At 68.1% G+C, this 24,499-nt stretch carries 23 protein-coding genes and 1 pseudogene; 18 read left to right on the plus strand and 6 right to left on the minus strand.

The genetic code is table 11. The features are described from left to right. Positions 1–141: 141 nt before the first annotated feature. Positions 142–360, minus strand: coding sequence for a DUF397 domain-containing protein (locus ABTW72_RS17515; RefSeq protein WP_030336536.1), 219 nt, complete (start codon positions 358–360; stop codon positions 142–144). A 69-nt stretch (positions 361–429) separates the two neighbouring features. On the opposite strand from ABTW72_RS17515, the gene pepN reads away from it, so the two are divergent. Beyond that, positions 430–2,946, plus strand: coding sequence for an aminopeptidase N (gene pepN / locus ABTW72_RS17520; protein WP_350859986.1), 2,517 nt, complete (start codon positions 430–432; stop codon positions 2,944–2,946). A 104-nt stretch (positions 2,947–3,050) separates the two neighbouring features. Here the strand turns inward: pepN and ABTW72_RS17525 are convergent, their stop codons facing one another. Next, a complete protein-coding gene (locus ABTW72_RS17525; protein WP_350859988.1) occupies positions 3,051–4,256 on the minus strand; it encodes an FAD-dependent monooxygenase in 1,206 nt (401 codons plus the stop codon). A gap of 189 nt (positions 4,257–4,445) precedes the next feature. Continuing rightward, positions 4,446–5,189, minus strand: coding sequence for a PadR family transcriptional regulator (locus ABTW72_RS17530; RefSeq protein WP_350859990.1), 744 nt, complete (start codon positions 5,187–5,189; stop codon positions 4,446–4,448). 239 nt (positions 5,190–5,428) lie between these two features. Between ABTW72_RS17530 and nadD the strand changes: the two genes are divergently transcribed. The 6 genes from nadD (at position 5,429) to ABTW72_RS17560 (ending at position 9,464) form a co-directional block, all read left to right on the plus strand. Next, positions 5,429–6,025: a nicotinate-nucleotide adenylyltransferase gene (nadD, locus tag ABTW72_RS17535; RefSeq protein ID WP_091409875.1), complete on the plus strand. Its 597-nt coding sequence runs from the start codon at positions 5,429–5,431 to the stop codon at positions 6,023–6,025. A gap of 110 nt (positions 6,026–6,135) precedes the next feature. Then, entirely contained in the window at positions 6,136–6,543 is a 408-nt protein-coding gene (gene rsfS / locus ABTW72_RS17540; RefSeq protein WP_030336526.1) for a ribosome silencing factor, read from the plus strand. Continuing rightward, on the plus strand, positions 6,540–7,169 hold the full coding sequence (locus ABTW72_RS17545) for a histidine phosphatase family protein (RefSeq protein ID WP_350859993.1): 630 nt from the start codon (positions 6,540–6,542) through the stop codon (positions 7,167–7,169). Before rsfS ends, ABTW72_RS17545 begins: the two co-directional genes overlap by 4 nt. 48 nt (positions 7,170–7,217) lie before the next feature. Then, the gene (locus ABTW72_RS17550) at positions 7,218–8,072 is read left to right on the plus strand and encodes a DegV family protein (protein WP_112699469.1); all 855 of its coding nucleotides are present in this window, start codon (positions 7,218–7,220) and stop codon (positions 8,070–8,072) included. Positions 8,073–8,093: 21 nt separating this feature from the next. After that, a complete protein-coding gene (locus ABTW72_RS17555) occupies positions 8,094–8,849 on the plus strand; it encodes an SDR family NAD(P)-dependent oxidoreductase (protein WP_350859995.1) in 756 nt (251 codons plus the stop codon). Between the two features lie 240 nt (positions 8,850–9,089). After that, positions 9,090–9,464, plus strand: coding sequence for a VOC family protein (locus tag ABTW72_RS17560; RefSeq protein WP_350859997.1), 375 nt, complete (start codon positions 9,090–9,092; stop codon positions 9,462–9,464). A gap of 41 nt (positions 9,465–9,505) precedes the next feature. Here the strand turns inward: ABTW72_RS17560 and ABTW72_RS17565 are convergent, their stop codons facing one another. Beyond that, the gene (locus tag ABTW72_RS17565; protein ID WP_350859999.1) at positions 9,506–10,003 is read right to left on the minus strand and encodes an integrase; all 498 of its coding nucleotides are present in this window, start codon (positions 10,001–10,003) and stop codon (positions 9,506–9,508) included. A gap of 17 nt (positions 10,004–10,020) precedes the next feature. Here ABTW72_RS17565 and ABTW72_RS17570 point away from each other — a divergent pair, with 17 nt between their 5' ends. The 5 genes and pseudogenes from ABTW72_RS17570 to ABTW72_RS17590 all read left to right on the plus strand — a co-directional run bounded on the left by ABTW72_RS17570 (position 10,021) and on the right by ABTW72_RS17590 (position 16,577). Then, complete coding sequence (locus ABTW72_RS17570) at positions 10,021–10,842, plus strand: helix-hairpin-helix domain-containing protein (RefSeq protein ID WP_350860001.1); 822 nt, start codon at positions 10,021–10,023, stop codon at positions 10,840–10,842. Between the two features lie 50 nt (positions 10,843–10,892). Then, positions 10,893–13,067: pseudogene (locus tag ABTW72_RS17575) on the plus strand (ComEC/Rec2 family competence protein); the annotation flags it as partial. A 60-nt stretch (positions 13,068–13,127) separates the two neighbouring features. Next, complete coding sequence (locus tag ABTW72_RS17580; protein WP_350860003.1) at positions 13,128–14,636, plus strand: recombinase family protein; 1,509 nt, start codon at positions 13,128–13,130, stop codon at positions 14,634–14,636. 422 nt (positions 14,637–15,058) lie between these two features. Then, on the plus strand, positions 15,059–16,012 hold the full coding sequence (locus ABTW72_RS17585; RefSeq protein WP_350860005.1) for an AAA family ATPase: 954 nt from the start codon (positions 15,059–15,061) through the stop codon (positions 16,010–16,012). Between the two features lie 430 nt (positions 16,013–16,442). Then, positions 16,443–16,577 carry an HNH endonuclease gene (locus ABTW72_RS17590; RefSeq protein ID WP_350860007.1) on the plus strand — a complete coding sequence of 45 codons (135 nt, stop codon included), beginning with the start codon at positions 16,443–16,445 and terminating at the stop codon, positions 16,575–16,577. 730 nt (positions 16,578–17,307) lie between these two features. Here ABTW72_RS17590 and ABTW72_RS17595 read toward each other — a convergent pair. Beyond that, a complete protein-coding gene (locus tag ABTW72_RS17595; RefSeq protein ID WP_350860009.1) occupies positions 17,308–18,096 on the minus strand; it encodes a hypothetical protein in 789 nt (262 codons plus the stop codon). A 55-nt stretch (positions 18,097–18,151) separates the two neighbouring features. Continuing rightward, positions 18,152–18,826 (minus strand): recombinase family protein, encoded by a 675-nt coding sequence (locus ABTW72_RS17600; RefSeq protein ID WP_350860010.1) that lies wholly within the window; start codon positions 18,824–18,826, stop codon positions 18,152–18,154. Positions 18,827–19,203: 377 nt separating this feature from the next. Between ABTW72_RS17600 and ABTW72_RS17605 the strand changes: the two genes are divergently transcribed. The 6 genes from ABTW72_RS17605 to ABTW72_RS17630 all read left to right on the plus strand — a co-directional run bounded on the left by ABTW72_RS17605 (position 19,204) and on the right by ABTW72_RS17630 (position 24,363). After that, positions 19,204–20,385, plus strand: a complete 1,182-nt coding sequence (locus tag ABTW72_RS17605) for a DNA cytosine methyltransferase (RefSeq protein WP_350860012.1) — start codon at positions 19,204–19,206, stop codon at positions 20,383–20,385. Next, positions 20,378–21,220 carry a GIY-YIG nuclease family protein gene (locus ABTW72_RS17610; protein WP_350860014.1) on the plus strand — a complete coding sequence of 281 codons (843 nt, stop codon included), beginning with the start codon at positions 20,378–20,380 and terminating at the stop codon, positions 21,218–21,220. The genes ABTW72_RS17605 and ABTW72_RS17610 overlap by 8 nt, the downstream gene beginning before the upstream one ends. Positions 21,221–21,267: 47 nt before the next feature. Continuing rightward, positions 21,268–21,711, plus strand: coding sequence for a very short patch repair endonuclease (locus tag ABTW72_RS17615; RefSeq protein ID WP_350860476.1), 444 nt, complete (start codon positions 21,268–21,270; stop codon positions 21,709–21,711). A 54-nt stretch (positions 21,712–21,765) separates the two neighbouring features. Then, positions 21,766–22,410: a hypothetical protein gene (locus ABTW72_RS17620; protein WP_350860016.1), complete on the plus strand. Its 645-nt coding sequence runs from the start codon at positions 21,766–21,768 to the stop codon at positions 22,408–22,410. A 206-nt stretch (positions 22,411–22,616) separates the two neighbouring features. Then, complete coding sequence (locus ABTW72_RS17625) at positions 22,617–23,753, plus strand: hypothetical protein (RefSeq protein ID WP_350860018.1); 1,137 nt, start codon at positions 22,617–22,619, stop codon at positions 23,751–23,753. A 328-nt stretch (positions 23,754–24,081) separates the two neighbouring features. After that, positions 24,082–24,363 (plus strand): hypothetical protein, encoded by a 282-nt coding sequence (locus tag ABTW72_RS17630; protein ID WP_350860020.1) that lies wholly within the window; start codon positions 24,082–24,084, stop codon positions 24,361–24,363. Positions 24,364–24,499: the final 136 nt, after the last annotated feature.

Raw genomic sequence — 24,499 nt, forward strand, 5'->3', positions numbered from 1 at the left:
TCGTCCCCCCCCCGGCCCTCTCCCCCAGCCGGGGGTGGCCGTGGGGGGGGGGCCGGGCCCGCCCCCCGGGGGGGGCGGGGCGGGTGCCCCGACCACGGGCACCGGCACGGCGATCCGCCACCGACGGGTCGGCGGGCACGGTCAGTCCAGGTCGAACTCGCCATCCTGCGCGCCGGCCACGAAGGCGTCCCACTCGGCCTGGGTGAAGACCAGCACCGGCCCGTCCGGCTCGGCCGAGTTGCGCATCCCGATCAGGTCGTCGACGAAGGCGACCTCGACGGCGCTGTCGGAGGTGTCCCCCTCGGCCCGCTGCCAGACCGCCCGAGAGAGGTCGAAGTCGCCCTTGGGGTGCTGCGCCATGGTTCTTTCCTCCAGTGCCGAGGGTCGTGTGGTGACCGGGTGCCGATCCCCATCGGGCAGGATAAGCGGATGCCGAGCCTGACCCGTGTAGAGGCGACCGCGCGTGGCGCGGCGATTACTGTCGAGTCCTATCAGGTGGACCTCGACCTGACCGGTGACGGCGACCTGTTCCGCTCCCGGGTCGAGATCCGGTTCCGGGCCACCGCCGGCGCCGCGACCTTCGTCGAGGTCAAGCCCGCCAAACTGCGCGGTGTACGCCTCAACGACCGCGACCTGGATCCCGGCCTGCTCACCGACAACCGGCTTCCGCTCGACGACCTGGCCGAGGAGAACACGCTCGTCGTCGAGGCCGAGATGGCGTACTCCAGGACGGGGGAGGGGATGCACCGCTTCGTCGACCCGGCCGACGGCGAGACCTACCTCTACGCCGAGTCCTTCCTCGACAACGCGCCACGCATCTTCGCCGCCTTCGACCAACCCGACCTCAAGGCCCCGGTCACCCTCTCGGTCACCGCGCCGCCGCAGTGGATCGTCGCCGGCAACGCCGAGTTGGCCGCCAACCCCGCCCCCGGGCGCTGGGAGTTCGCCCCGAGCGCGCCCCTGGCCACGTACTTCTTCTCGCTGATCGCCGGGCCGTACCACGTCCGGCGGGCCGAGCACGACGGCATACCGCTGGGCATCTACTGCCGCCGGTCGCTCGCCGATCACCTGGACGCCGACGCCGAGGAGATCTTCACCATCACCCGGCAGTGCCTGGACCGGTTCCACCAGCTCTTCACCGAGCGCTACCCGTTCGGCAAGTACGACCAGGCGTTCGTGCCCGAGTTCAACGGCGGCGCGATGGAGAACCCGGGCCTGGTCACCTTCCGCGACGACTACGTGTTCCGGTCGGCGGTCACCGACACCCAGCGCGAGCAGCGGGCCGGCACCATCGCTCACGAGATGGCCCACATGTGGTTCGGTGACCTGGTCACCATGCGCTGGTGGGACGACCTGTGGTTGAACGAGTCCTTCGCCGAGTACCTCGGCACCCGGGTCACCGCCGAGGCGACCCGCTTCGATCAGTCCTGGACCACCTTCGCCATGCGGCGCAAGGCCTGGGGCTACGCCGCCGACCAGCGGCCCTCTACCCACCCGATCGCCCCGCAGGAGGTCGTCGACGCCGAGGCGGGCCTGCTCAACTTCGACGGCATCTCCTACGCCAAGGGCGCCAGCGTGCTGCGGCAGCTGGTGGCGTGGCTCGGCGACGAGGCATTCCTCGCCGGCCTGAACGCGCACTTCGCCGCACACCGCTTCGGCAACGCCACCCTCGCCGACCTGCTGGCCAGCCTCTCCGCCAGCAGCGGGCGGGACCTGTCCGACTGGGCCGAGCTGTGGTTGCGCCGCCCGCAGGTCAACACGCTGCGTGCCGAGGTCGCCGTGGACGCCGACGGCCGCTACACCGAGGTGGCAGTGGTGCAGACCGCGCCCGAGTCGTACCCGGTGCTGCGCCCACATCGGATCGGCGTGGGCCGCTACTCGATGGACGGCACCGGGCGGCGCGACGAGGTGGACATCGACCCGGCCGCCGACGGTGGGCGGACCGTGCTGGCTCAGCTGACGGGCCAGCCGGCGGCCCGGCTGTTGCTCCTCAACGACGGTGACCTCACCTTCGCGAAGGTACGCCTCGACCCGGCGTCGGCGGACGCCGTCCCGCAGGTGCTGCCCGGTCTGGCCGACCCGCTGGCGCGAGCGGTGCTCTGGCGCGAGGCACTGGACGCGGCGACCGACGGCGAGCGGCCCGTCACCGGCCTGGTCGACCTGATGGCCGCCGCGTTGCCCACCGAGACCGAGGTGATCATCGCGGAGGACGTGCTGACACTCAGCCGGTCCCTGGTCGACCGCTACCTCGACCCGCTGACCCGCACCGCGGCGCTGGCCAGGGTCGCGGGGACGTGCCAGCGGCTGCTCGACGGCGCGCCGGCCGGTGAGTCGTTGCAGCTCGCCGCCGCACGGGGTTGGATCGCCGCGACCACCGACGCGGATCTGCTCGTCGGTTGGCTCGCCGGCCGGGACGTGCCGGCCGGTCTGAAGGTCGACGCGGAGCTGCGCTGGGCGGTGCTGCGTCGCCTGGTGGTGCTGGGCGCCGCCGGCGAGGCGGAGATCGCCATCGAAGCCGCCGCCGACAACAGCTCCACGGGCGCCGAACGGGCCGCCCACTGCCGGGCCGCCCTGCCCGACCCGGTGACGAAGCAGGCGACCTGGGAGATCATCCTGCGGGACACCGAGCTGTCCGGTCGGCTGCTGGAGGCGATCACCGAGGGGTTCTGGCAACCCGAACAGGCCGAGCTGACCGCCGCGTACGTCGATCGGTACTTCGCGGAGATGCCGGCGGCCGCGCATCGCCGTACCCCCTGGACGGCCGACCGGGTGGCCGCCCTGGCGTTCCCCCGCTACGCAGTGGCGCAGCCCACCCGGGAGGCGGCCGCGGCCCTGCTGGCCCGCGACGACCTGACCCCGGGCCTGCGCCGGGTGGTGACCGACGCCGACGACGACCTGCGGCGCGCGCTGGTCGCCCGGACGGCGGTGGCCGCCGCCTCGGCCTGACCGCTGAGCAGCGCGGCCTGACGCCGTGGGTGGCCGGCGCGGGTTGGCCCGGCGCGGGTTGGCCGCTGCGGGGTGGCTGGCCGGCCACCCCGCAGCGCCACCGCTCAGCCCTGGGCGGGCTCCGCCGTGACCGGCGCGTCCCAGTCGATGACGTAGCGCTGCTCGTCGGCGACAGTCTTCTCCGGGTCCAGCACCGTGCGCACCATCAGCGGCATCAGCAACGGCATCAGCGTCCGCGCGACCGCACCGGGGGCCTTCGCGTGGTTGATCCGGGCCGCGCGGGCCGCCACCTTCTCCACCCGGGTACGACGCAGCCGCACGTACGCGGCGAACGCCGCCTGGACGTCCGGCAGGTCGCGCAGGCAGCGGGCGAGTTGCACCCCGCTCTCGATGGCCAACGACGCGCCCTGCCCCGAACTGTTCGACGGTGCGTGCGCCGCGTCGCCGACCAGCACCATCCGGCCCCGGTGCCAGTGCGGCACGGGCGGCATGATCTGCAACGACCCGACCACCTGGAGTTCGTCGGCGTTGCTGGTCGCGACCAGCTCTCGCCCCGGGGCGTCGTCGCCGTAGGTGGCGCGCAGCGTGTCCAGCCACTGCTCCGCCGGCACCGCCCGGGCCTCGACCAGGCTCATCGGCCGCTGCTGCGGCAGGTTGGCCCCCCACCGGGTGCCGCCGCCGGGCTCCGGCCAGTACAGGTAGTAGCCGCGCCGGCCGAACGCGAACGTCATCGTGCCCGGCTCGGCGTCCACCTCGTGCCGGGCGACCGCCTCGAAGCCGAGCAGCCCGGTGAACCGGGGACCGGGCGCGGCCGGGTCGATGAGACCCCGGACCGTGGAGCGGATCCCGTCCGCGCCGACCAGGATGTCGGCGGTCGCCGTGGTGCCGTCCTCGAAGCGTGCGGTCACGCCGTCGCCGGTCTGCTCGGCGGCGACCAGCCGCTTGCCGTACGCGAACGGCACGCCTTCGGCGAATGCCTGGTCGTGCAACACCTGGTACAGCTCGGCCCGGTGCACCACGTGCAGCGGTGGCACCCCGGTCAGCGTGGGCATGTCGATGCGGCGGCGGCCGACGGCCAGAGCGCTGCGGTCGATCGGTGTGGCGATCGCCGTCACCGCCTCGTGCGCACCGACCGTACGCAGAGCCGCCACGCCGTTGGGCGCGAGGGCGAGGGTGCCGCCGATGCCGCTGGCCGTGGTCGGGTACGCCTCGTAGACGGTTGCGGTGATGCCGGCGCGGCGCAGCGCGAGCGCTGTCACCGGCCCGGCGATGCCACCGCCGATGACGATCGCGGTTCGTACCGTGGTCATGCTCTCTCCCTGGGTGTGGTCGTTGGTGCGCGGGCGCGCGGACCTGGTGTGGTCGGTGCGCGGGCGCGCGGACCTGGGAGGGAGCCCGGTTATCCTCGTGGTTGCCGCTTCGGGCCGGGTGCCTTCCCAGGCGTCGGTTCGGGGTCAGGGCCCCGGTGAGGTGTTGGCGCACCTCGCCGGGGCCGCTCTTCAGCTGGCGGTGTCGGCCCTCCGGCTGCTGCTGTCGGGGCGTTCGGAGCTGTCGGTGCCTCCCTCCGGGGTGTGGGTGTTTGGGGTGCCGGGGTTGGCCGTCGGGGTGCTGCTTTTCTCGGCCAACTCGGTCAGCTCGGCCGGCATCTCGCCGGTCTCGTGGAAGGTCCGCCAGGTGTCCAACCCGGGGTAGCTGCCCGAGGTCAGCTCGGCGAGCAGCGCCCGCAGCCAGGCCGCCTCCGCGTCCCGCATGGCGAGGTCGTACTCCGACTCCACCAGGAACAGTCGCGGGATCTCCCGCAGGTGCGCGTCGAGCGCTTCGCGGTCCTGGCGGATCGCGGCCTCCAGCAGATCGAGCCGTTGCCGCAGCAGGTCGGTGGCCTCGTCCGGGTGCAGCGCGGCGAGCACCGACAATCCGGCACGGAAACGGGGATGCTCCGCCATCGGGGTGGAGACCAGCTCGCGGGCCCAGTCGACCAGTTCCGCCCGCCCCGCGTCGGTGATCCGATAGACGGTGCGTTCCGGGCGTCGGCCCTCGCGCACGCTCTCCACCGCCTCGATCAGGTGGTGTTTGTCCAGGTTGCCGATCACCGTGTAGAAGGACCCCCACTTGAACTCCATGTCCTGGTCCTTGCCCCAGGCACGCAGTGCGGTGGCGATCTCGTACGGGTGCATCGGCCGCTGGACCAGGGCGGACAGCACGGCCAGCGCCAGCAGATTGCCGACCTTGCGCCGCTTCGGCACGATGACCCCCTCGCTCGTCGACGGTTACTCGTCAACGAATATACGCCGATGGGAGGAACGCTGCGACCCCCGCGCGCGGCGCGCTCCGCGTGCGGCACCCCTCCCTTGATCGACTCGGCTTTCATGAACTCGCGGGGCGTTGGGTGGTCGCGGCGCGCGGGTTGTGGCTCGGAGTGAGGTGACGTACGGCGGTGCCGGGCCGGGACGGTCGGCCACGACGCTCGGCCTACGATCATTGGGTGGAGGAAGATATCCGGCGGATCGGGATCATGGGTGGCACCTTCGACCCGATCCACCACGGGCACCTCGTCGCGGCCAGCGAGGTGGCGGACCGGTTCGGCCTGGACGAGGTGGTCTTCGTGCCCACCGGGCAGCCCTGGCAGAAGGCCGACGAGCCGGTCAGCCCGGCCGAGGACCGGTACCTGATGACCGTCATCGCCACCGCCTCCAACCCGCGCTTCCAGGTCAGCCGGGTCGACATCGACCGCAGCGGGCCGACCTACACCGTCGACACGCTGCGTGACCTGCACGCCGAGTACGGCCCGAAGGTGCAGTTGTTCTTCATCACCGGCGCGGACGCCCTGCAACGCATCCTGTCCTGGAAGGACCTGGACGAGATCTTCGAGCTGGCCCACTTCATCGGCGTGACCCGGCCCGGTTTCCCGCTGAGCGACAAGCACCTTCCGGCGGATACCGTCAGTCTGATCCAGGTGCCCGCGATGTCCATTTCGTCGACCGACTGTCGTGCTCGGGTCGCCCGAGGCGAGCCGGTCTGGTACCTGGTGCCCGACGGTGTGGTGCAGTACATCGCCAAGCGGAGCCTCTATCAGCGCTGAGCGCACCCGTTATGCCCAGGTTCGTGGCGCTAACCGACCAGAACTGGACGATCGGGGTGCCGCCGGGTATGAGACGCTTGGAGGATCGCACGCTTGATCGAAGGAGAACGGTGACAGTTTCCGAACGCGCTCACGAGCTGGCTATCGCGGCCGCCCAGGCCGCCGCCGACAAGAAGGCGCAGGACATCACGATCATCGACGTCGGCGACCAGCTCGCCATCACCGACGCGTTCGTGCTCGCCGCTGCCCCCAACGAGCGTCAGGTGCTGGCCATCGTCGACGCCATCGAGGAGAGCCTGCTGGAGCTGCCGGAGAAGGCGAAGCCGGTGCGGCGCGAGGGCGAGCGTGGTGGCCGCTGGGTGCTGCTCGACTACGTCGACATCGTGGTGCACGTCCAGCACACCGAGGAGCGCGAGTTCTACGGGCTCGACCGCCTCTGGAAGGACTGCCCCACCATCCCGTTCGTCGATCGCGACCTCGTCGAGGCCGACGCCAGCGGGTCCGCCGCCGCCGAATGACCCGGCTGATCGTCTGGCGGCACGGCAACACCGACTGGAACGCCGCCAACCGCGTCCAGGGGCAGACCGACGTACCCCTCAATGAGCTTGGCCGCGACCAGGCCCGCGCCGCCGCCCCGCTGCTTGCGGGGCTGCGGCCCGACGCCATCGTGGCCAGCGACCTGAGCCGCGCCGCCGACACCGCCGCCGCGCTCGCCGCGCTGACGGGTCTACCGGTACGCACCGACGCCCGGCTGCGCGAGCGGCACTTCGGCCAGTGGCAGGGTCTGCACCTCACCGAGGTCGCCGAGCGTTTCCCCGAGGAGTACGCGCGCTGGCGGGCCGGCGACCCCGACCCGGGCGCGGATCTGGAGCCCTTGCACGACCTCGGTGAGCGGGTCGGTGCCGCGCTACAGGAGGCAGCCGACGCGGCCCCGGGCGGCACCGTGGTGATCGCCACTCACGGTGGCGGCTCCCGGCAGGGCATCGGTCACCTGCTCGGTTGGGACACTGCCGTGCTGCGCACCGTCGGTTCGCTGGCCAACTGCCACTGGACCGAGCTGCGCCACGACGACGTCCGCGGATGGCAGTTGCGGGCGCACAACGTCGGCCTGATCACCGCCCCGGTCGCCGTCGACGCGGTCTGAGCACTCGCGCCTCGGCGTTCCCGGCCTCGATCGGCTAGCGTGCCGGGCATGCCCGTCGCGGTTGTCATCGACTCCACCGCCTACCTTCCGTCCGAGCTGGTGCAGGCGCACCGGCTGACCGTCGTGCCGTTGACCGTCGTGCTCAACGGCGCGGAAGGGCTGGAGGGGGTGGAGACCCAGCCGGCCGACGCCACCCTGGCACTGAGCGCCCGCCGGGTCACCGCGACCACCTCCCGCCCGGCGCCCGAGCAGTTCGCCCGGACGTACCGCCGACTGCTCGACGCCGGCGCCGACGGGATCGTGTCGGTACACATCTCCGCCGCGCTGTCCGGCACGGTGGAGGCCGCCCGGCTCGCCGCCGCCGACCTGGACGGCCGGGTCGAGGTCGTGGACAGTCGCTCAGCGGGCATGGGGCTGGGCTTTCCGGCCATCGCCGCCGCCACCGCCGCCGAGGCCGGCGCCGACCTCGCCGCCGTACGCGACGCGGCGCTCGCCGCCATCGCCCGCACCACCGTCTGGTTCTACGTCGACACGCTGGAGTTCCTTCGCCGGGGCGGCCGGATCAACGCGGCCGAGGCGTTGGTCGGCACCGCGCTGTCCGTCAAGCCGATCATGCACATGCCGGACGGGGCGATCGTGCTGCGGGAGAAGGTCCGCACCGCCAGCCGGGGAGTGGCCCGTCTCGTGGACCTGGCCGTCGAGGCGGCCGACGGCGACGACGTGGATCTCGGGGTGCACCACCTGGCCGCACCGCAACGTGCCGAGGCGTTGCGCGCCGCGCTGACCGAGCGGTTCGGTGACCGGCTGCACGACACGTACGTCTCCGAGGCGGGTGCCGTCGTCGCCGCGCACGCCGGTCCGGGCCTGGCCTGCGTGGTCGTCCACCGCCGACCGGAGGGCTGAGCCGTTCCCACGTCGTGCGTGGTGACCGGAGGCGGTCGCGGTGTCGGCCGGGCCGTCGTGGAACGGCTGCTGGCGACCGGCGCCACCATCGTCGTACTGGAACGCGACGCCGACGCGGTCGACTGGTTGGCCGACCATCCGGCCGCCGACCGGCTCGTCGCGGTGGTCGGCGACGCCGCCGACGAGCAGGTGGCCGAGCGTGCCGCCGAGTTGGCGGACCGCGCCGCGCCACTGACCGGCTGGGTGAACAACGCAGCGGTCTTCCGCGACGCCACGCTGCACTCCGCGTCGGCCGACACGGTGCTGGAGCTGATCGGGTTGAACCTGCGCCCAGCCGTGGTGGGCGCCGCGGTCGCCGTCCGCCGCTTCCTGGCCCGCGCCGCCGGCGGCGCGATCGTCAACGTCTCGTCGCACCAGGCCCGTCGACCGGTGTCCGGTGCCCTGCCGTACGCGACGGCGAAGGCCGCCGTGGAAGGGTTCACCCGGGCGCTGGCCGTCGAGTACGGGCGGCACGGCATCCGCGCCAACGCGGTAGCGCTCGGCTCGATCGCCACCGAGCGGCACGCCGAATTCCTCGCCACGCAGGAACCCACCCAGGCCCAGTGGATCGACGCCGAGCTGACCCGGCTGCACCCGGTGGGCCGCATCGGGCGGGCCGAGGAGGTGGCCGAGGCGGTCGCGTACCTGCTGTCGCCCGCGGCGAGCTTCGTCAACGGGGTGACGCTGCCGGTGGACGGCGGACGGGCCGTACTCGGCCTCGACCCGGAGGCCCGCTGACCCTTCTCGTCGCGCCGCTGCTCCGTGTCGCTGTGTTAGCCTCCGTGCGCGCCCCAGATGGGCCTACCCCCCGGAGGTTCTGGCTACTTCAGCCACCACGCCGAGATCGATGCGATGTACGCGTCTCTCGTGCGGGATCCGGGGCGTCGGTGCCCTCGGGGCTTCGTCATCTGCGTGGTTGGGTGAACGCTGTGGGCCTCCGGTCGGGTCTTCGGATCGACCGGGAAGAAGACGGTACGGATGACAGTCACGTTCAACCACACCATCATCGCCAGCAAGGACAAGAACGCCTCGGCCGCGTTCTACCGGGAGCTGTTCGAGCTGCCGGAGGCGCCATCGTGGGGGCCGTTCGCCAACGTCCAACTGGACGAGGGTGTGCTGCTCCAGTTCGCCGAGCCGCCGGTGGACATCCAGATGCAGCACTACGCGTTCCTGGTCGACGACGAGTTGTTTCTGCGGTGCCTGGCGTTCGTCGAGGGGCGTGGCATCACGTACTGGGCCGACCCGCAGCTGAAGCGGGAGGGGGAGATCAACACCGAGCACGGGGGGCGCGGCTTCTACTTCTTCGACCCGGCCGGCCACGCTATCGAGATCATCACCCGGCCGTACCTGTAGCAGGCCAGTCGGCCGGTCGGGCGCGGTTGCCCCACCGGCCGTCAGCCTCGCTGCTGAGCCTCGTGGGTCGTGGGACCGCTCTCGCCCGGGGGTACGGGATTCGTCAGCTGGAACCCCGACGCCGCGAAGTTGGCCCCATGCTCGCGATCGGACAGCACGAACGTTCCGCCCCGCTGCTCTGGCTGCCAACCACTCTTCAGGCCGCAGACGATGACCGCCCGCACGTCGGCCGGTGTGGGGTAGCCGTTGTCGACAACGTACGGCCCGGGGGCCGACAACAGATCCGCTTCGAGTTTCTGGCCGTTCTTGCCGCCGGATCCCCAGGCGCGAACGTAGACGGCCCGGCGGTAGAAACCGCTGACCTGTACGCTGTGCAGCGCCGCGCGCCAGCTGAAGGTGCGCCCGTCGATGTGCATCTGCCGTAGTCGAGCCCGCATCTGAACCACCTCCGTAGCAGATCTGGGCATGATCAGGGCGTTGTCCACAGTGGCGGTGGTTGTCCACAGTACGACGCGTTGATCCTCCACGGTCCCGGCCACCGCCATAGCGTCGCGCTGTGTCGCACGACGAGGAGACAGAGGTACGCCAGCGCCTGCGCCGGCTGACGGAGACGGCCGTCGCGCCGCCGCCCCGGCCGGAGGTGCCGCTCGCAGGCGTACCCCCGTCGTCCCTGGTCGGCGCGCAGCTCGCGGACGTGCCGACGTGGGCCGCCGCGCCGTCGTCGGACGGCCTTGCGGTCCCGCCCGATACGCGGTTGCCCGGCCCGGGGGCGTTCGACCCCGGGCGACGCGGTGTGCGGGCGTTGGCGGTGGTCGCCGTGGTGGTGGTCGTGGGTGCGGCAGGTTGGGCCTGGCAGGCCCGGCCGCAGTCGGAGCCGGTCGCCCCGCCAGTCAGCGAAACCGCGTCGGCCGCGGCGGTGGGTGACCCCAGCGTGTCCGAGTCCGGCGAGCTGGTGGTGGCCGTCGCGGGCAAGGTCCGAAAACCCGGTCTGGTACGCCTGCCGGCCGGATCCCGTCTCGCCGACGCGGTGCAGGCGGCCGGCGGCGCGCTCCCGGGGGTCGACGTGGCGCTGCTCAACCCCGCCCGCAAGGTCACCGATGGCGAGCTGATCGTGGTCGGGGTGACGCCACCGCCGGTGCCGGGCGGTGCGGCCGGGCCTGCGGCGGGCGGTGCGGCTCCCGCCGCCGGGCCGCTGAACCTCAACACCGCGACGCTGGCGCAGCTCGACGCGCTGCCCGGGGTCGGGCCGGTGCTCGCCCAACGGATCCTCACCCATCGAGATCAGCACGGCGGGTTCAAGTCCGTTGGCGACCTGCGCCAGGTCGACGGGATCGGCGATGCCCGTTACGAGCAGCTCAAGGATCTGGTGACGGTGTGAGCGAGTCCGCCGTCGCCGCAGACCCACCACCGGTCGGCCGATCCAAGCCGTTGGCCGGGCCGGCGCAGCTCGCGCCGCCGGCCGGCCGGGCCCGGTCCGAGCCGCCGGATCTGCGTCTGGCTGGGCTCGGCGTGGCGGCCTGGCTCACGGCGCTCGCCGGCCTGCACCTCGGCAGCCGCACCACGCTGCTGATGGCCGGCACGGTGGCCGGTCTGACGGCCGTTGGTGCTGTGCACCTGCTCGGCCGCCTCGGCCATCCCGGAGCCGTGGTGCGACGTTACGGGTGGGTGGCCGTGGCGATCGGCCTCGGAGTGGTCTGCGCTGGTGCGGCCACCGCCGCTCGTCTCGTCGCTCGCGACGCGCCGGCGATCCGGGCCCTCGCCGAGCAGCGCGCTCCGGTCACCGTCGACATGGTCGTCCGGGACGATCCGCGCCCGATCCGGAGCGCCGGGCGGCCGGGGCTGCTGCTGGTGTCGTCCGAGCTGGTCCGGCTCACCGGCCCGGATGGTCGACGGATCCACGCGTCGGTGCGGCTGCTCGTCCTGGCGACCGACCCGGCGTGGCGAGGTCTGCTGCCCGGGCAGCGCCTCACCGTCGACGGCCGGCTCGGCGTTCCCCGCGGCGGCGACCTCACCGCGGCGGTGCTCAGCACCAACGATCCGCCGGAGCGCCACGGCGCGCCGTCCTGGGCGCAGCGCGCCGCCGGGACGCTGCGTGCCGGCCTGCAACGGGCCTGCGCGCCGCTGCCCGACGACCCCGGCGGGCTGCTGCCCGGTCTGGTGGTGGGCGACACCAGCCGGCTGCTACCCGCCGTCGAGGAGGACTTCCAGGCCACCGGGATGACCCACCTCAACGCGGTCTCCGGCTCCAACGTGGCGATCGTGGTGGGTGCGGTGCTCCTGCTGGCCCGTTGGTCGCGCGCCGGCCCGTGGCTCGCCGCCGCGCTGTGTGCGGTGGCGGTGGTGGGGTTCGTCATTCTGGTCCGCCCGTCGCCGAGCGTCGTGCGGGCCGCCACGATGGGAGCGATCGGGCTCGCCGCGCTCGCCGCCGGTCGACCTCGGGCGGCGCTGCCCGCGCTGGCCGCCGCCGTGACCGTGCTGGTGCTCGTCGACCCGGAGTTGGCCGGTGACCCCGGGTTCGCGCTCTCCGTGCTGGCCACCGGTGGGCTACTGCTGCTCGCGCCGCGCTGGCGGGACGGGTTGCGGCGGCGTGGCGTCCCACCCGGGCTGGCCGAGGCGTTGGCAGTGCCGGCGGCCGCCCAACTTGCCTGCGGCCCGGTCGTCGCCGGGATCTCCGGCACGGTGAGCCTGGTGGCGGTGCCGGCGAACCTGCTGGCGGTGCCGGCCATCGCGCCGGCGACCGTGCTGGGCGTGCTGGCGGCCATGGTGTCGCCGATCTGGCCGGCCGGTGCCGAGTTCGTCGCGTGGTTGGCGAGCTGGCCGGCCTGGTGGCTGGTAGTCATCGCCCGGCAGGGTGCTCGCCTGCCGGGTGGCACCCTGCCGTGGCCGGGTGGGGTGCCGGGTGCGCTGCTGCTGACCGGGCTGACCGTCGCGCTGCTGATCGCGGTGCGCCGGCCACTCGTACGCCGGCTGGTGGCGGTGGTCGGGGTCGCCGCCGTGCTGGGTGCCCTGCCGGTTCGACTGGTGGCTTCCGGCTGGCCGCCCGCCGGATGGGTCGTGGTGGCCTGCGCTGTGGGCCAGGGCGACGCCCTGGTGCTACCGGTCGACCCCGGCCGGGCCGTGGTGGTGGACGCCGGGCCGGAACCGGGCGCGGTGGACGGTTGCCTGCGTCGGCTCGGCGTACGGGAGGTGCCCCTGCTGGTGATAAGTCACTTCCACGCGGACCACGTGGGCGGTGTCGCCGGGGTGTTCCGGGGGCGGCGGGTGGGCGCCGTGCTGACGCCGTCGTCCACCGACCCGGAGAGCGGTCGGTCCCTGGTTCGGGCGGCGGCCAACGGCGGTCGGGCCGCGCTGCTGACCACCGTGTCCGGCGCTCGCCACCCCGTGGGCGGGGTCGACCTGCTGGTGCTCGGCCCGCCGTACCCCCTGGCCGGAACCAGGTCCGACCCGAACAACAACTCGCTGGTGCTGCGCGCCACGGTGGCCGGGGTGCGGATCCTGTTGGCCGGCGACGCGGAGACCGAGGAGCAGCACGCGATGGTGGCGCGGGCGACACCCGGCCAGTTGAGGGCGGACGTGTTGAAGGTCGCGCACCACGGGTCGGCGTAGTGCCGGATGCTACCTTACTTTCCCCCTCCACCCCAAGCAGCAGACGGAGCAGCAGCGATGCGAGCGGCAATCTACCTGCGGATTTCGAAGGACAAGAGCGGCGAAGCGGAGGGTGTCGAGAGGCAGGCAGAGGACTGCCGTGCCCTGATCGATGTCAAGGGCTGGACGCTGGTCGAGACGTTCACCGACAACGACAAGTCGGCCACCTCTGGTCGCCGTCGGCCAGACTTTGAGGCGCTGCTGCAAGCCGTTGAGCGACGAGCCGTTGACGTCATCGTGTCTTGGAACGCCGACCGCTTGTACCGCACCCCAGCGGACAGGCTGAGGGTGGTGGAGGCATGCCGGGAGCACGGCGTCTCCCTGCACCCTGTGCGTGGCACCGGGATCGACATGACCACCCCGAACGGCCGGATGCTCGCCGGCATGCTCGGCGAGATGGCGTGGGCGGAAGTCGAGAACAAGAGCGATCGGCAGCGGCGTGCCAATCGGCAGGCAGCAGACAAGGGGAAGCCGTGGATGACAGGCCCCCGTCCGTTCGGTTATGACCGACGAGACGGCAACCTGCTGCCGCATGAGACTGAGGCCCCGTTGGTGCGGGACGCGTTCGCTCTCATTACCTCAGGTGCTTCGCTCAACTCGGTAACAAAGATGCTCAACCGGGCTGGTGCGCGAACCAGCCTCGGCAACGAGTGGCGACACAACAACGTCCGGGTGATGCTGCTCAACCCGCTGTACGCCGGTCTGCGGGCGTACGCCGAGATGCCCCCGCTCGGATCGAAGCTGTCCGCACGGTCACGTCCGCCGGTCGAGAAGCGGAAGTTAACTCCGGGAACGTGGGAAGCGTTGGTTCCCGAGGACGTGTGGAGGGCATCGCTAGCCGTGCTGCGCGACCCTGCGCGGACAACCAACATCGGCAACTTCTCGGCGGTGCGGCACCTCGGTAGCAACCTGTTTCGCTGTGCTCGCTGCGAGGACCAGGTTGGCACGGAGGCTGACGCCAAGCGGAGCGGACAGCCCGTGATGGGCGTCAACTACACCAACCCTCGCCGGAGCGGCGAGCAGGGGCACCGGATTTACAAGTGCAAGCGTTGCCACGCCAGCAGGCGAGCCGACCCGATCGATGAGTTCGTGGGGAAGGTGTTCGCTGCCCGTCTTGATAGGGACGACATTGCCGACCTAGTCGCCGTTGAGGCAGAGAGTGGCCCAGACATAGCTGACCTGCGGCGCGAGGCTGGTGAGCTGCGTGCTCGGCTCGATGTGCTTGTGGAGATGTTCGATAAGGACGAGATGACACGCGATCAGTTCACCGCGGCGAACCGACGCGCGCGGGACCGGCTTGCCGAGGTTGAGGGTCAGTTGACCGACGCGGGCAGGGGGGACGTTCTGGCCAGTCTGCGTGGCCCCGGGGCGGGGCAACGCTGGCTCACCGCGGATGACATCCAATGGAGGCGAGCAGTACTCGCTGCTTTGGTTGAAGTGGCCTTGAACCCGGCCAAGTCTGGCAGGCCGAAGAAGGGCGAGCAGTTGGACCCAACGACTGTCGAGTTTCGGTGGCGGCAGTTCTGACGGCAGTAAACGGTGAAGCCGGAGGTGTTGCAAACCGTGCGAGAATCAACGGGCGAGGGCCTGTTGGCGTTAGATAGACTGCTCAGGTGACCTGGTAGCGGGGGACAAGCCAAGTTGTTTAAACGGGCCCACTGGGCCCGTTTGCTGTCTCTACCGCAGTAAGCCGTTCAAACGTTACCTCTGCCAGTAGGAGGCCCAGCCTGTCCACCACCAAAGGCCGCGCATTGAATCGCGGCGGTTCAATCATGCCCAGAAGCGTTGAGTGGGAGGAGTGCGTCAGGCGCATCGCTGATGCCGCTCCACCCCTGTCGCCTGAGCAGCGGGCACGACTAAGAGGGCTGTTCGGGAGGGCTCAATAGCAACATTCCCCAATCAGTTGTAGACGTTTAGTTAACCCAGCCAAACAAAGGAGGTCCCTAAAGGTGGTGGCTCTTAAGCCTGCTTCCTACTGGAAGAGATTGGATGACGAAACGCCGTCTTTCGTGATTGACGGCCTAATTCACTCTGACGCGACCATGATTACCGGCAGGCCGAAAGCTGGAAAGACCAATTTGACGGCGGCGATGGTGTCCGCTATCGCCAACGGCCAGCCGACTTTTCTTGGACGGAAGGTCAACACCCACGGCACCGTGGTAGTAGTGTGCACTGATCCCGGGGAAGCCAAAAAGTGGGGCCGCCGTGCGTTCAACTACGGGTGCGTGACTCGCGTGTTCGTAGCATCGTTCGCGGATGTTGAATGGGACGGGTTCATCCCGGAGGTTGTCGCGGTAGCACCGGCTCTTTTCGTTTTTGACAACATCCTTGGTGCCACCACGGGGAACAGTAACCAGGGGGAGGGGGCGAGCGAGGTTTTGCCCTATCTCGACCGGGTGATTGCCAAAGGCATCCCCACGTTGGCGCTACACCACGCCGGTAAAGACTTCATGAACTACACGCCCCGGGGTCCCATGGGACACACCAAGTATGCCGCTTGGATGCGGCATAACGTCGATGTGCTGAAATCTGGCGATGGGACCCTATCCCTTGCTATCAACGGCAACGAGAGTGCTGACGTGGCCCTGTCTGTCGGCGTCACCTACAACGGGGACACCCTCACAGCCTCTTACGAGGTGCTGAGGGCGCAGGCCAAGGAGGATAAGCGACCCCGCGGAGCCGCCACGAAGAGGCGTCGGCAAGGGCTGTTTGAGGAAGTAGCTGGAAATTCCACCTACACGAACGCCGCTAGCAAGGCTGAGGTGGGCCGGCTGCTACACACGTCCGACCCCGAGCGTTGGCCCTCTGAGCAGGCCGCCAGGGTCGCGTTTGACCGTGCGGCTAAGGCCGTGTGCGGCGTGTACGTCAACGGTAAGGGCTGGACCTTGCCCGAGGCTGCATGAACAGGTTGAACACCTGAACCCCTTCCCTTTAACCCATCCCGTCCGTGTTCACTCTTGAAGGGCGGCTTGGAGGGCCGCCCTTTCTTCCTTGGTGGATTGAAAAGACAGGGTTAATAGTTGTGGTGGGCCCGGTGTCTCCGGGCCCTATCTACCCCATTAACAGTTGACTTCCTTGTCGTCGCTGGCTGCGACGTCAAGTTAATTGCCACAACGGCATAGAGGATCGGCGACCAGCCGATCCGTCCAGGGAGGTTCTTTGTCCTTAACAAGCTGCACCAAGTGCAAGCGGCTGATTCCGCTTGGCACCGGCACTCGTTGCCCTGGCTGCAAGCCCAAGCGTGTCCATGCGCTGTCAGCGTCTCAGCGTGGTTATACCAGCGAATATCGCCGTAACCGAGCCTTAGTCCTGGCGGGCGGACCCGTGTGCGCCATGTGTCGACGTAGGCCCGCAACCACCGCGGACCATGTCGTGCCGCTCAGCAAGGGCGGCACCAACGAAATCACGAATCTGCGGCCTGCGTGCGGGCCCTGCAACTACGGCAGGGGCAATCGCCACCACCGATAAACGTTGTTGTGGAGGCCGCCTATGCTGCTCATGTGAACTTTGCTGCATTGCACATAGCCGACTGGGGTGACGTGCCGGCCTGGATAAGCGCGATCGGTTCCCTTGGCGCTCTGATTGCCGCTGTCGCTGCTTCGTTGATCGCACGACGCATCTACCAGATCGAGTCTGAGCGCGACCAACTAGCCGAGGACGAACGACGGGAACGTCGAGAGGATGGGCTACGAGCCCAAGCTGGCAGAATCTCTGCCTGGGTCGTCATCAAACACCCTTTGCCCAATCCCGCTACACCCCTTTACTTGTTGGCTCAGGTTCGAAACGCTTCGGAACTGCCAGTTTACGACTTTGAGCTGGAATTGGTTGTGACTGACGCTGACGGAAATTCTCGACGTATTGCCTCAATCGAGAAAGACACCTTCCCGCCTGATGCGAAACCGCGAGAACTCATTCCGACGGACAGGCTCCGAAACGGGGTCATGTTCACCCAAGAGCTTGTAAATGCGCGCGTAGCTATCTCGTTTAGAGATGCAAACGGAGTCCGGTGGAAGCGGGACACGTCTGGACGCCTAGAGATGCTAGGCAGGGGATAATTAGCTGCCTATCGCTTGTCGAGAGGGGGAAGGGGGGTAAAAACTATCTCCCTCCCCCCGCACGGACCCATCGAATTAGGCGCGTGTGTGTCTCGGGGGTGGCTCCGACCTTGTGGGAATGCAAATAAATGGAGACGCAATTCTTAATGGAACTCCGGCGGCCAACCATCGGAAGTCTCCTGACGTAGGAGCTGTTGGATCGCCGGGCTGGCCCAGAGCGCACGCACCGTCTGGGCCGGCTCCCGGACCTCGTTGTTGCTGGCGGCACCCTCCAGCACAAGCTTCGGAAACCGTGTGAGGGAGTGCAGGGTTAGGCCGGCTGAGGCTTCCGCCAAGGGCTCCACCCGCTGACCACCTACAGCCTGCGCATCAGCCCGCTGCTCCGCGGTCGCCTGTTCAATGGCGAGCTTCCTAGCAGTCGTCAACGGCTGCGGAACAAGCCCAAGCACTGGATCATCCACGGTGCGGAAGCGCGCGATGTAAGACCAGGGCAACATCGTGAGCGGGTCACGGTCACCCTCGTTGCTGTCTCCTAAAAGCCATCCAACGATGCGGGCTCGTTCTCGCCCGAGGACCTCTTGGTCCTCGGGGTGCTTCTGAGCAAGGGTCGCGAGTTGGGTTAGCTCTTCACGAAGCTTGGCGTTGTCCGGGGCCGGGTGCTCGATGGCGTGGAGTCGGCTGAGAAGCAGCTCCCCGCCTTCGTTCCGGTAGGCGCGGGTCGTGATGATGTCTATGGAGAGCTGATCCAGCAGCTTCTGCTCGTCCTCGGAGAGGGCGGGCAGCCGTTCCCGGAGGGCCTTGTCCTGGCTCCGCCACTCTGCGATTGGTAGAAGGCCCTCGTTCGCCTGCTGGCGCAACGCCCTCAGCTTGTCGATTGACTCGATTGGCCAACCGAAGAGCGTGCTTGCTTCCATCGCAGCCTGAACGTCCACGCCGAGAGTATGCCCGGTGTGACTGACGTCGGCGGTACGCCACACTCCGCCGCTGCTATGCGGTCACGGGCTCTTGAGAGCCCAGAACAGCCCGCACCGTCGAGGGGTACCACCCCTTGCCCCCCTGGGCCGTCGGGACACCCTCGGCATTTAGCTCACGGGCGATGCCAGCGAGGGTCTTGCCGGCAGCGGAGTCAGCGATGATGCGGCTCCGAACCTCGGCCGGCAGAGACGCCGGACGACCGAGACGAACCCCGGCCGCCTTCTTGGCGGCCAGCCCTTCCTTGGTGCGCTGCCCGATGATGCGCCGCTCCCACTGCGCGGCAGAGGCCATGACGGAGGCGAGGAATTCACCCGCCGGGGTGGAGAGATCAATACCAAGGTCAAGGGCAATCAAATTCCAACGCTTGGCGCGAGCCCTGTCCATCAGGGCGGCGAAGTCGATCAGGGACCGCGAAAGCCGGTCCAGCTTGGCAACCACCAGCGTTTCAGCCTGCCGGGACTCCACCAGCTCCAACGCCTCCGCCAGGCCCTCACGCCCGTCAAGAGACTTCCCGGACACCCCGGCGTCTTCCTTCCACGCCACGATGGTCCAGCCCCGGCGGTCCGCCTCCGCCTGGATGGCGGCCCGCTGCGCCGCCAGTCCGGCACCGGACTCCGCTTGTTCCTCCGTCGAGACTCGGAGGTAGGCAACAGCGGTGTTCGCGGGGGCGTTCTTCATCCTCGGCATACCCATGATCATACAGCAAACGACCGTTTGATGTATGGCCCGGCGATCACGTCCGCCGAAGGCGCGTCAGCACTTAGCAGCTTGAGGCGTCCCGCTGACGGAGGAGTTGGGTCACCCTCTGCGCCCCTCGCCGGGTCGGGGGTGTTCCGGGCCCGCTTCCGCCCCATTTCGAAAGTGGTCCCTAGTCGCCTGCGGAAGTTCTGCCATGACGGCCTCCCCGTTTACCCTCCGTGTACGAGCGACAGCGCAGGGCTCTGTATCGCTACCGCTAGGCAGCCAACACCGTTGAACACTTGAAGTAGCCGGGCCTGAAACCGTGCTGCGACACCGACCACGCAGGATCGACCTGCGCCAGGATTTGACTTAGGGTCGCCAGGGTGAAGATCGCGCCAACGCTGAAAAGTGTTCCTACAGACCCAGACACCTCCAAGCCCACCGCCGCCGAGTTCTTCGCCGGCATCGGCCTTGTACGCCTTGGTCTGGAGCAGGCCGGTATCAGCGTCGTGTGGTCCAACGACATCGAACCTGCCAAGCAGGAGATGTACGAAGGCCACTTCGGCAATACCGAGGGCCATGTCTTCAAGCCGGGCGACGTGGGCAAGGTCAAGGGCAGCGACATGCCGTCCAACCTTGATCTTGCTTGGGCGTCGTTCCCCTGCACAGACCTCTCCCTAGCCGGCTGGCGCAGAGGGCTCAGCGGTAGTGAGTCATCGACCTTCTGGGGTTTCACGAAGGTCTTGGAAGAGATGGGTGAGGACGGCCGGCCCCCGGTCGTCGCGCTTGAGAACGTTGTGGGCTTCGCAACTAGCCACGGTGGCGAAGACCTGGCGACCGCCATCCGCGAGCTCAACCGTCTTGGCTACTCGGTCGATGTGTTGACCCTTGACGCACGGCGCTTCGTGCCGCAGTCACGGCCCCGCTTGTTCCTCGTCGGGGCGCTTACCCCGCCAGAAGACGAGCCGGTCCCCAACAGTGAGCTCCGCCCCGATTGGCTCCAAGCGCCGTTCGGAGACCCAACGTTGACGACCCATCGAGCCGCTCTGCCTGCCCCACCGCCGCCGAAGACCGAAGGCTTTTCGGAGCTGGTTGAGATCGTAGGCCCTGACGTCTGGTGGGACGACAAGCGTCGGGATGCCTTCCTCACATCTCTTTCACCCATGCAAGCGGACCGGCTTGAGAGGTTGAAGACACGGAAGACGGTCACCTACCGGACGGCCTACCGCCGGACACGGAATGGAAAGCCGACTTGGGAAATTCGCCCCGACGACATTTCTGGATGCTTGCGGACTGCCCGCGGTGGTTCCTCCAAGCAGGCTGTGGTTGAGGTCGGTAGCAACCAGGTCCGTGTCAGGTGGATGACGCCCCTTGAGTATGCGCGTTTGATGGGGGCTGGGGACTACACGCTTAAGAATCTCCGAAGCAATCAGGCCCTTTTCGGCTTTGGAGATGCTGTGTGTGTGCCAGTGGTGTCTTGGTTGGCAGAGCACTACCTAATGCCCCTGATGCTCGGGAAGTTGCAGATGCAGGCAACGCCAGAACTGGCAGTCGTTAATGGCTAACCGCAGGCGGCCGACTGGCCCGCGGAAGCCAGCGAAGAATAAGCTTCCGGCAACTTCCGTCCGCGACTTCCGAAACCTCCTTGAGGAGGCTTTGTCGGCGTGTGACGACCAAGGCCGCAAGTGGTCCGACGCTCGCTGGGGATGCTACGCATTCTACGACTACGACGGGGAGCCCATCTACGTCGGGCAGACCAACGAGAAACTTCGGACGCGCATCCGCCGGCACCTCACAAATCAACGCACCGACGCCGTCGCCATGAGAATCCTCGACGTGTTCGAGGTGGCGGACATGGAGTTGTGGCCGCTCTGGGAGTATGAGGGGCTCACAAAAAAGGCGGACGCAAAAGGTTACAAGGCGGCGAGAGCGCACCTAGATTCCATCGAGTACACCGCGTACTTGGAAGCGATCAAGACAAGCCGGTTCAGGGCAATCCTCAACGAGAAGATTCCGCCCCTGTCTGAGCCAACTGCACTTCCACAGTCGAAGCGGTTTTCCTTGATCAGCGACGAGACGCGGAAGGAACGAGGGCACCCAGACGTGCGCATCGCACGTAGGGCCGAAACCATCTCTCGCCTCGCGGCCGTCGCCCATGAGCGAGGCGAGGTTTCGCCCGGCCTGCGAAGAGTGCTGGTGATTCAGGCTGTACGGCTGGCCTACATCTCAGCAGCCCGTCTTGCATACGTTGAGGGACGACCGGAACCATCTCCTTCGGCCATCGACGTTGAGGGTCTCGTTGGCACCGTGCTGTACGAGCCCTCCGACCCGCACGGGCGTAAAGACAAGGACGAGTCGGAAGCCGAGGACGAGGCAGCAGAGGGTCAGGAGGACGACTAGGTCCTCAACCCAAGGTGGGGGTGAGTATTCGCGCCGTGACTCGTAAAATGAATGGTAGTTTTGACGAGTCTTGGGCCTCGACGCCGGCTGTCCGACGGTCGATGCAGTCGAATCGGAGCCGCGACACCAAGCCCGAGTTGTTGCTAAGGCGCGCCCTCCATGGGCGTGGCCTCCGCTATCGCGTTTGCGCTAATCCGCTGCCTGATCTGCGAATGAAGGCAGACATAGTTTTTCGACCTGCACGGGTGGCCGTGGAAGTCCGCGGCTGTTTCTGGCACGGCTGCCCGGAGCATTATCGCAAACCGTCTTCCAACAGCGACTATTGGTCGGCCAAGGTGGCCCGCAACGTCGCCCGGGATGAGAAGAACAGCAAGGCTCTCGCTGCGGCTGGGTGGCTTCTAATCTCGGTTTGGGAACATGAAGACCCCGACGAGATGGCTGCCGTCGTTGCCGCTGCGGTTTCCAGTCGACGGCGTAGGACCTTAAGGTAGGCAGGCGTCAGCCGGGGAAGGTAGCGCGCCCTGGTCGATTCCAGGAGATGCGGTATGAAATTTGCGGACTGGGTGGCGGTGTACGGCGCGTTAGTGGCGACGGCCGTTGCCGTGTGGCAGGGCGTCACATACTGGCAAGATCGACGGCCGAAGCTGCTGCTGACCAGCAAGACCATCTTCGATCTTATGGGTGAGGGTCGTTCTGACAAGTACGTGGAAGCCTTGGAGACTGCCAGCCCGGAGCTCTTCGCAGAGATCATGGGTTTTGAGTTCACGATTGTGAACGTCGGCCGTGTGAAGGTCCACCTACGCGACCTGGCGCTTGACCAGAGCGCACCTCCCCGATCGTTCAGCCTCAAACCCTCCGCCGCCTTCCCCCGCTGGATCGAACCGGGCGAGGCGATCGTGATCGTGCCTACGGCCGAGGACATGGCAGGCGTTGACCTCACGGCGGACGTACGCGTACGTCTGACGACCTCTACAGGCCAGGAGTTGTACGAGAACATCCGGGGGTTTGATGCCGCCTCGGCCCGGGCGTTGAGTGCTCAGGTCCTAGATGGGACATACCTCGACAACTTGCAGGCGAGTATCACGGCGATGCGGTTGCACTTGCGCGAGGACCCGTCGCCGTCTCCTGAGGATGCACCGGGTGAGGAGCGGATTTTGCCGACCTCTGCTAGAGGCAGCGATGGGCCGTAGACGGCAATTGGTCAGGTTCGTGATGAGTTGGGGAGCCGGGGTTGCGCAGCTTTGAGCGGCTGGGCAAAGTGGCTAGCCACTGACAGCTACTGATCCACTGCACAGCGCCAGACCGCGGGAACTTTCACGCGACGGGGGAGATACGTGATACCAGCCCTGACCGTCGGCTGCCGCCATGTGCGCCGCAGGGGCCTGCCCCTCTGGGTGTGCGCATCGACGGGCGCGAGGCCGCCCGCATGAGCGGCTTCTACGTTGATCCAGCGGGCATGGATGGTCTGTACGGCCTGCTCCATCGGGCGTCTGGGGATGCCGCAGACGCGCACGGCTACATGACCCGGCATTGTGATCTGGCCTTCGACCAGCAGGGCCTTCTCTTCATGCTTGCAGGCCCCCACCGCACGGCCTACCGGCGGATGACCGAAGGGCTAGAGCGGCTCAAGACGCTGTCTCAGGGTGCCGCCACTCAGGTCAACCTGGCGCAGCGCGAGTACGCGAACACCGATGAAACGTCCGCAGCGCGGTTGGACCAGACCTACCCGGGTGCCCACGATTCGTCTACTTTGCGCAGCACGCTTGCTGGCCCCACCAGGCCCGACCTCTGGCCGACGGCCCCCCGCTCACCCTTCGCCGAGGTGGCCGATCCTGCGGCACGGCTGGTCCCACCGAACTACGCCACTGGCATCGAGATGTTCCAGATAAACCCACTCGCCGACCTCGTCAGCCCGGCAGCTTGGCTGCGTCAGACGAGCGTTTGGCTATTCGGTGAAGACCCGTTCGAGGGTTGGGGCAAGGCATTCAGCGGTGACTGGGACTCGTACGTTCACTGTGCTGCCGCTTGGCGGATCATCGGCGACGCGATGGACGATCTCGGTCGGAACCTCATCACCGGCGCGGCGGACGTTCCGTCCGTATGGCGAGGCAACGCAGCAGAGGGAGAGCAGGAGTATCAAATGTCTCTCGGCTCCGCAGCTCGCGCCCTACACCCGGTCTGCGATCAGTACGCAGACCTGTACAGCCGGGCAGCCGAAGCAGCGAAGCAGCTTCACTCCGTGGTCACTGGGCTGATTACCAAGCTGATCGACGTGCTGATAATTGTTAACGCCAGCGCGGTGGTTGGCACGGCCACCATCGAGACGGGCGTGGGCCCGATTCTCGGCTACTCAGTGGCGGCTTGGTACGCCTGGCAGGCGTACGACCTGTACAACGAGATTTCGACGTACTTCGGCAACGCCGAAGCGACTTTCAAGCTCATCGCTGGCTCAATCGAGATGGTAAAGGTTGGCATGGAGGTGGCGAGACTGCCTGACTTGAAGCCGTATCAACACCCGGCCTTGGGGTCGTGATGACGGACGACATCTCCCGGGAGCCCCTTGCCCGTGCCGTGCTTGCCAAGTTAGCTCGCAGCAGAGGTCCAAATGATCCCCTTGGTTCACTGGCCCACACCGTCCTGAGTGGTGAGGCGGACCTCCGCACGGCTGCCTCCATGTCCTGGCATGGCACGGCCTTGCATGCCGAGTTCGCTGAGGCAATGGCCCGTCGTGATGCCATGTCACCGGAGGAGCGAGCCGAGCTAGAGCGGCAGGCTCGACTGCTGCACAATGCTGGCGACTTGGCGTTTCCAGACTCGGACGGCACGGCCGGCCCGGACCGCCCTGAGGAGGGCCGACCACGATGAGCGTTTGGAAGCGGTGGCGGATCGCCTTTCCGCTGCTCGCCCTCAGCCTGCTGATGTTCGTACCGGCCGTGTTCGGCGCGTGGGCTTGGTGGTCTGAGAACGGCGCGGCGTACCGGGTGTTATCGATCTTTATCTGTCTGGTGGTCGCTGGCTGCGTAGGCGTCTCTCTGTCCGTCGGCATCAAGCGGACTGAGGATGTGCCATGGCTCCGTATTGGGCTCGTCGCCTTGGGCGTCCTCGCTACCTGTGGCCTGGCTGTCATCCGGGACTCGGTGTAATCCACACGGCCGGGCTTACGGCCCTCTGAGCTTCTCAGCAGCGGCGGAACCCCTCGACCCGCAACCGGGCCGGGAGCCTCCGACGTCTACACAGCCACTACAGCCGGCCGCAGAGCCCTAGAGGATCGCTCGCCTG

Source organism: Micromonospora sp. NPDC127501 (genome assembly GCF_040302185.1).
In the GTDB taxonomy this organism is placed as follows: domain Bacteria; phylum Actinomycetota; class Actinomycetes; order Mycobacteriales; family Micromonosporaceae; genus Micromonospora.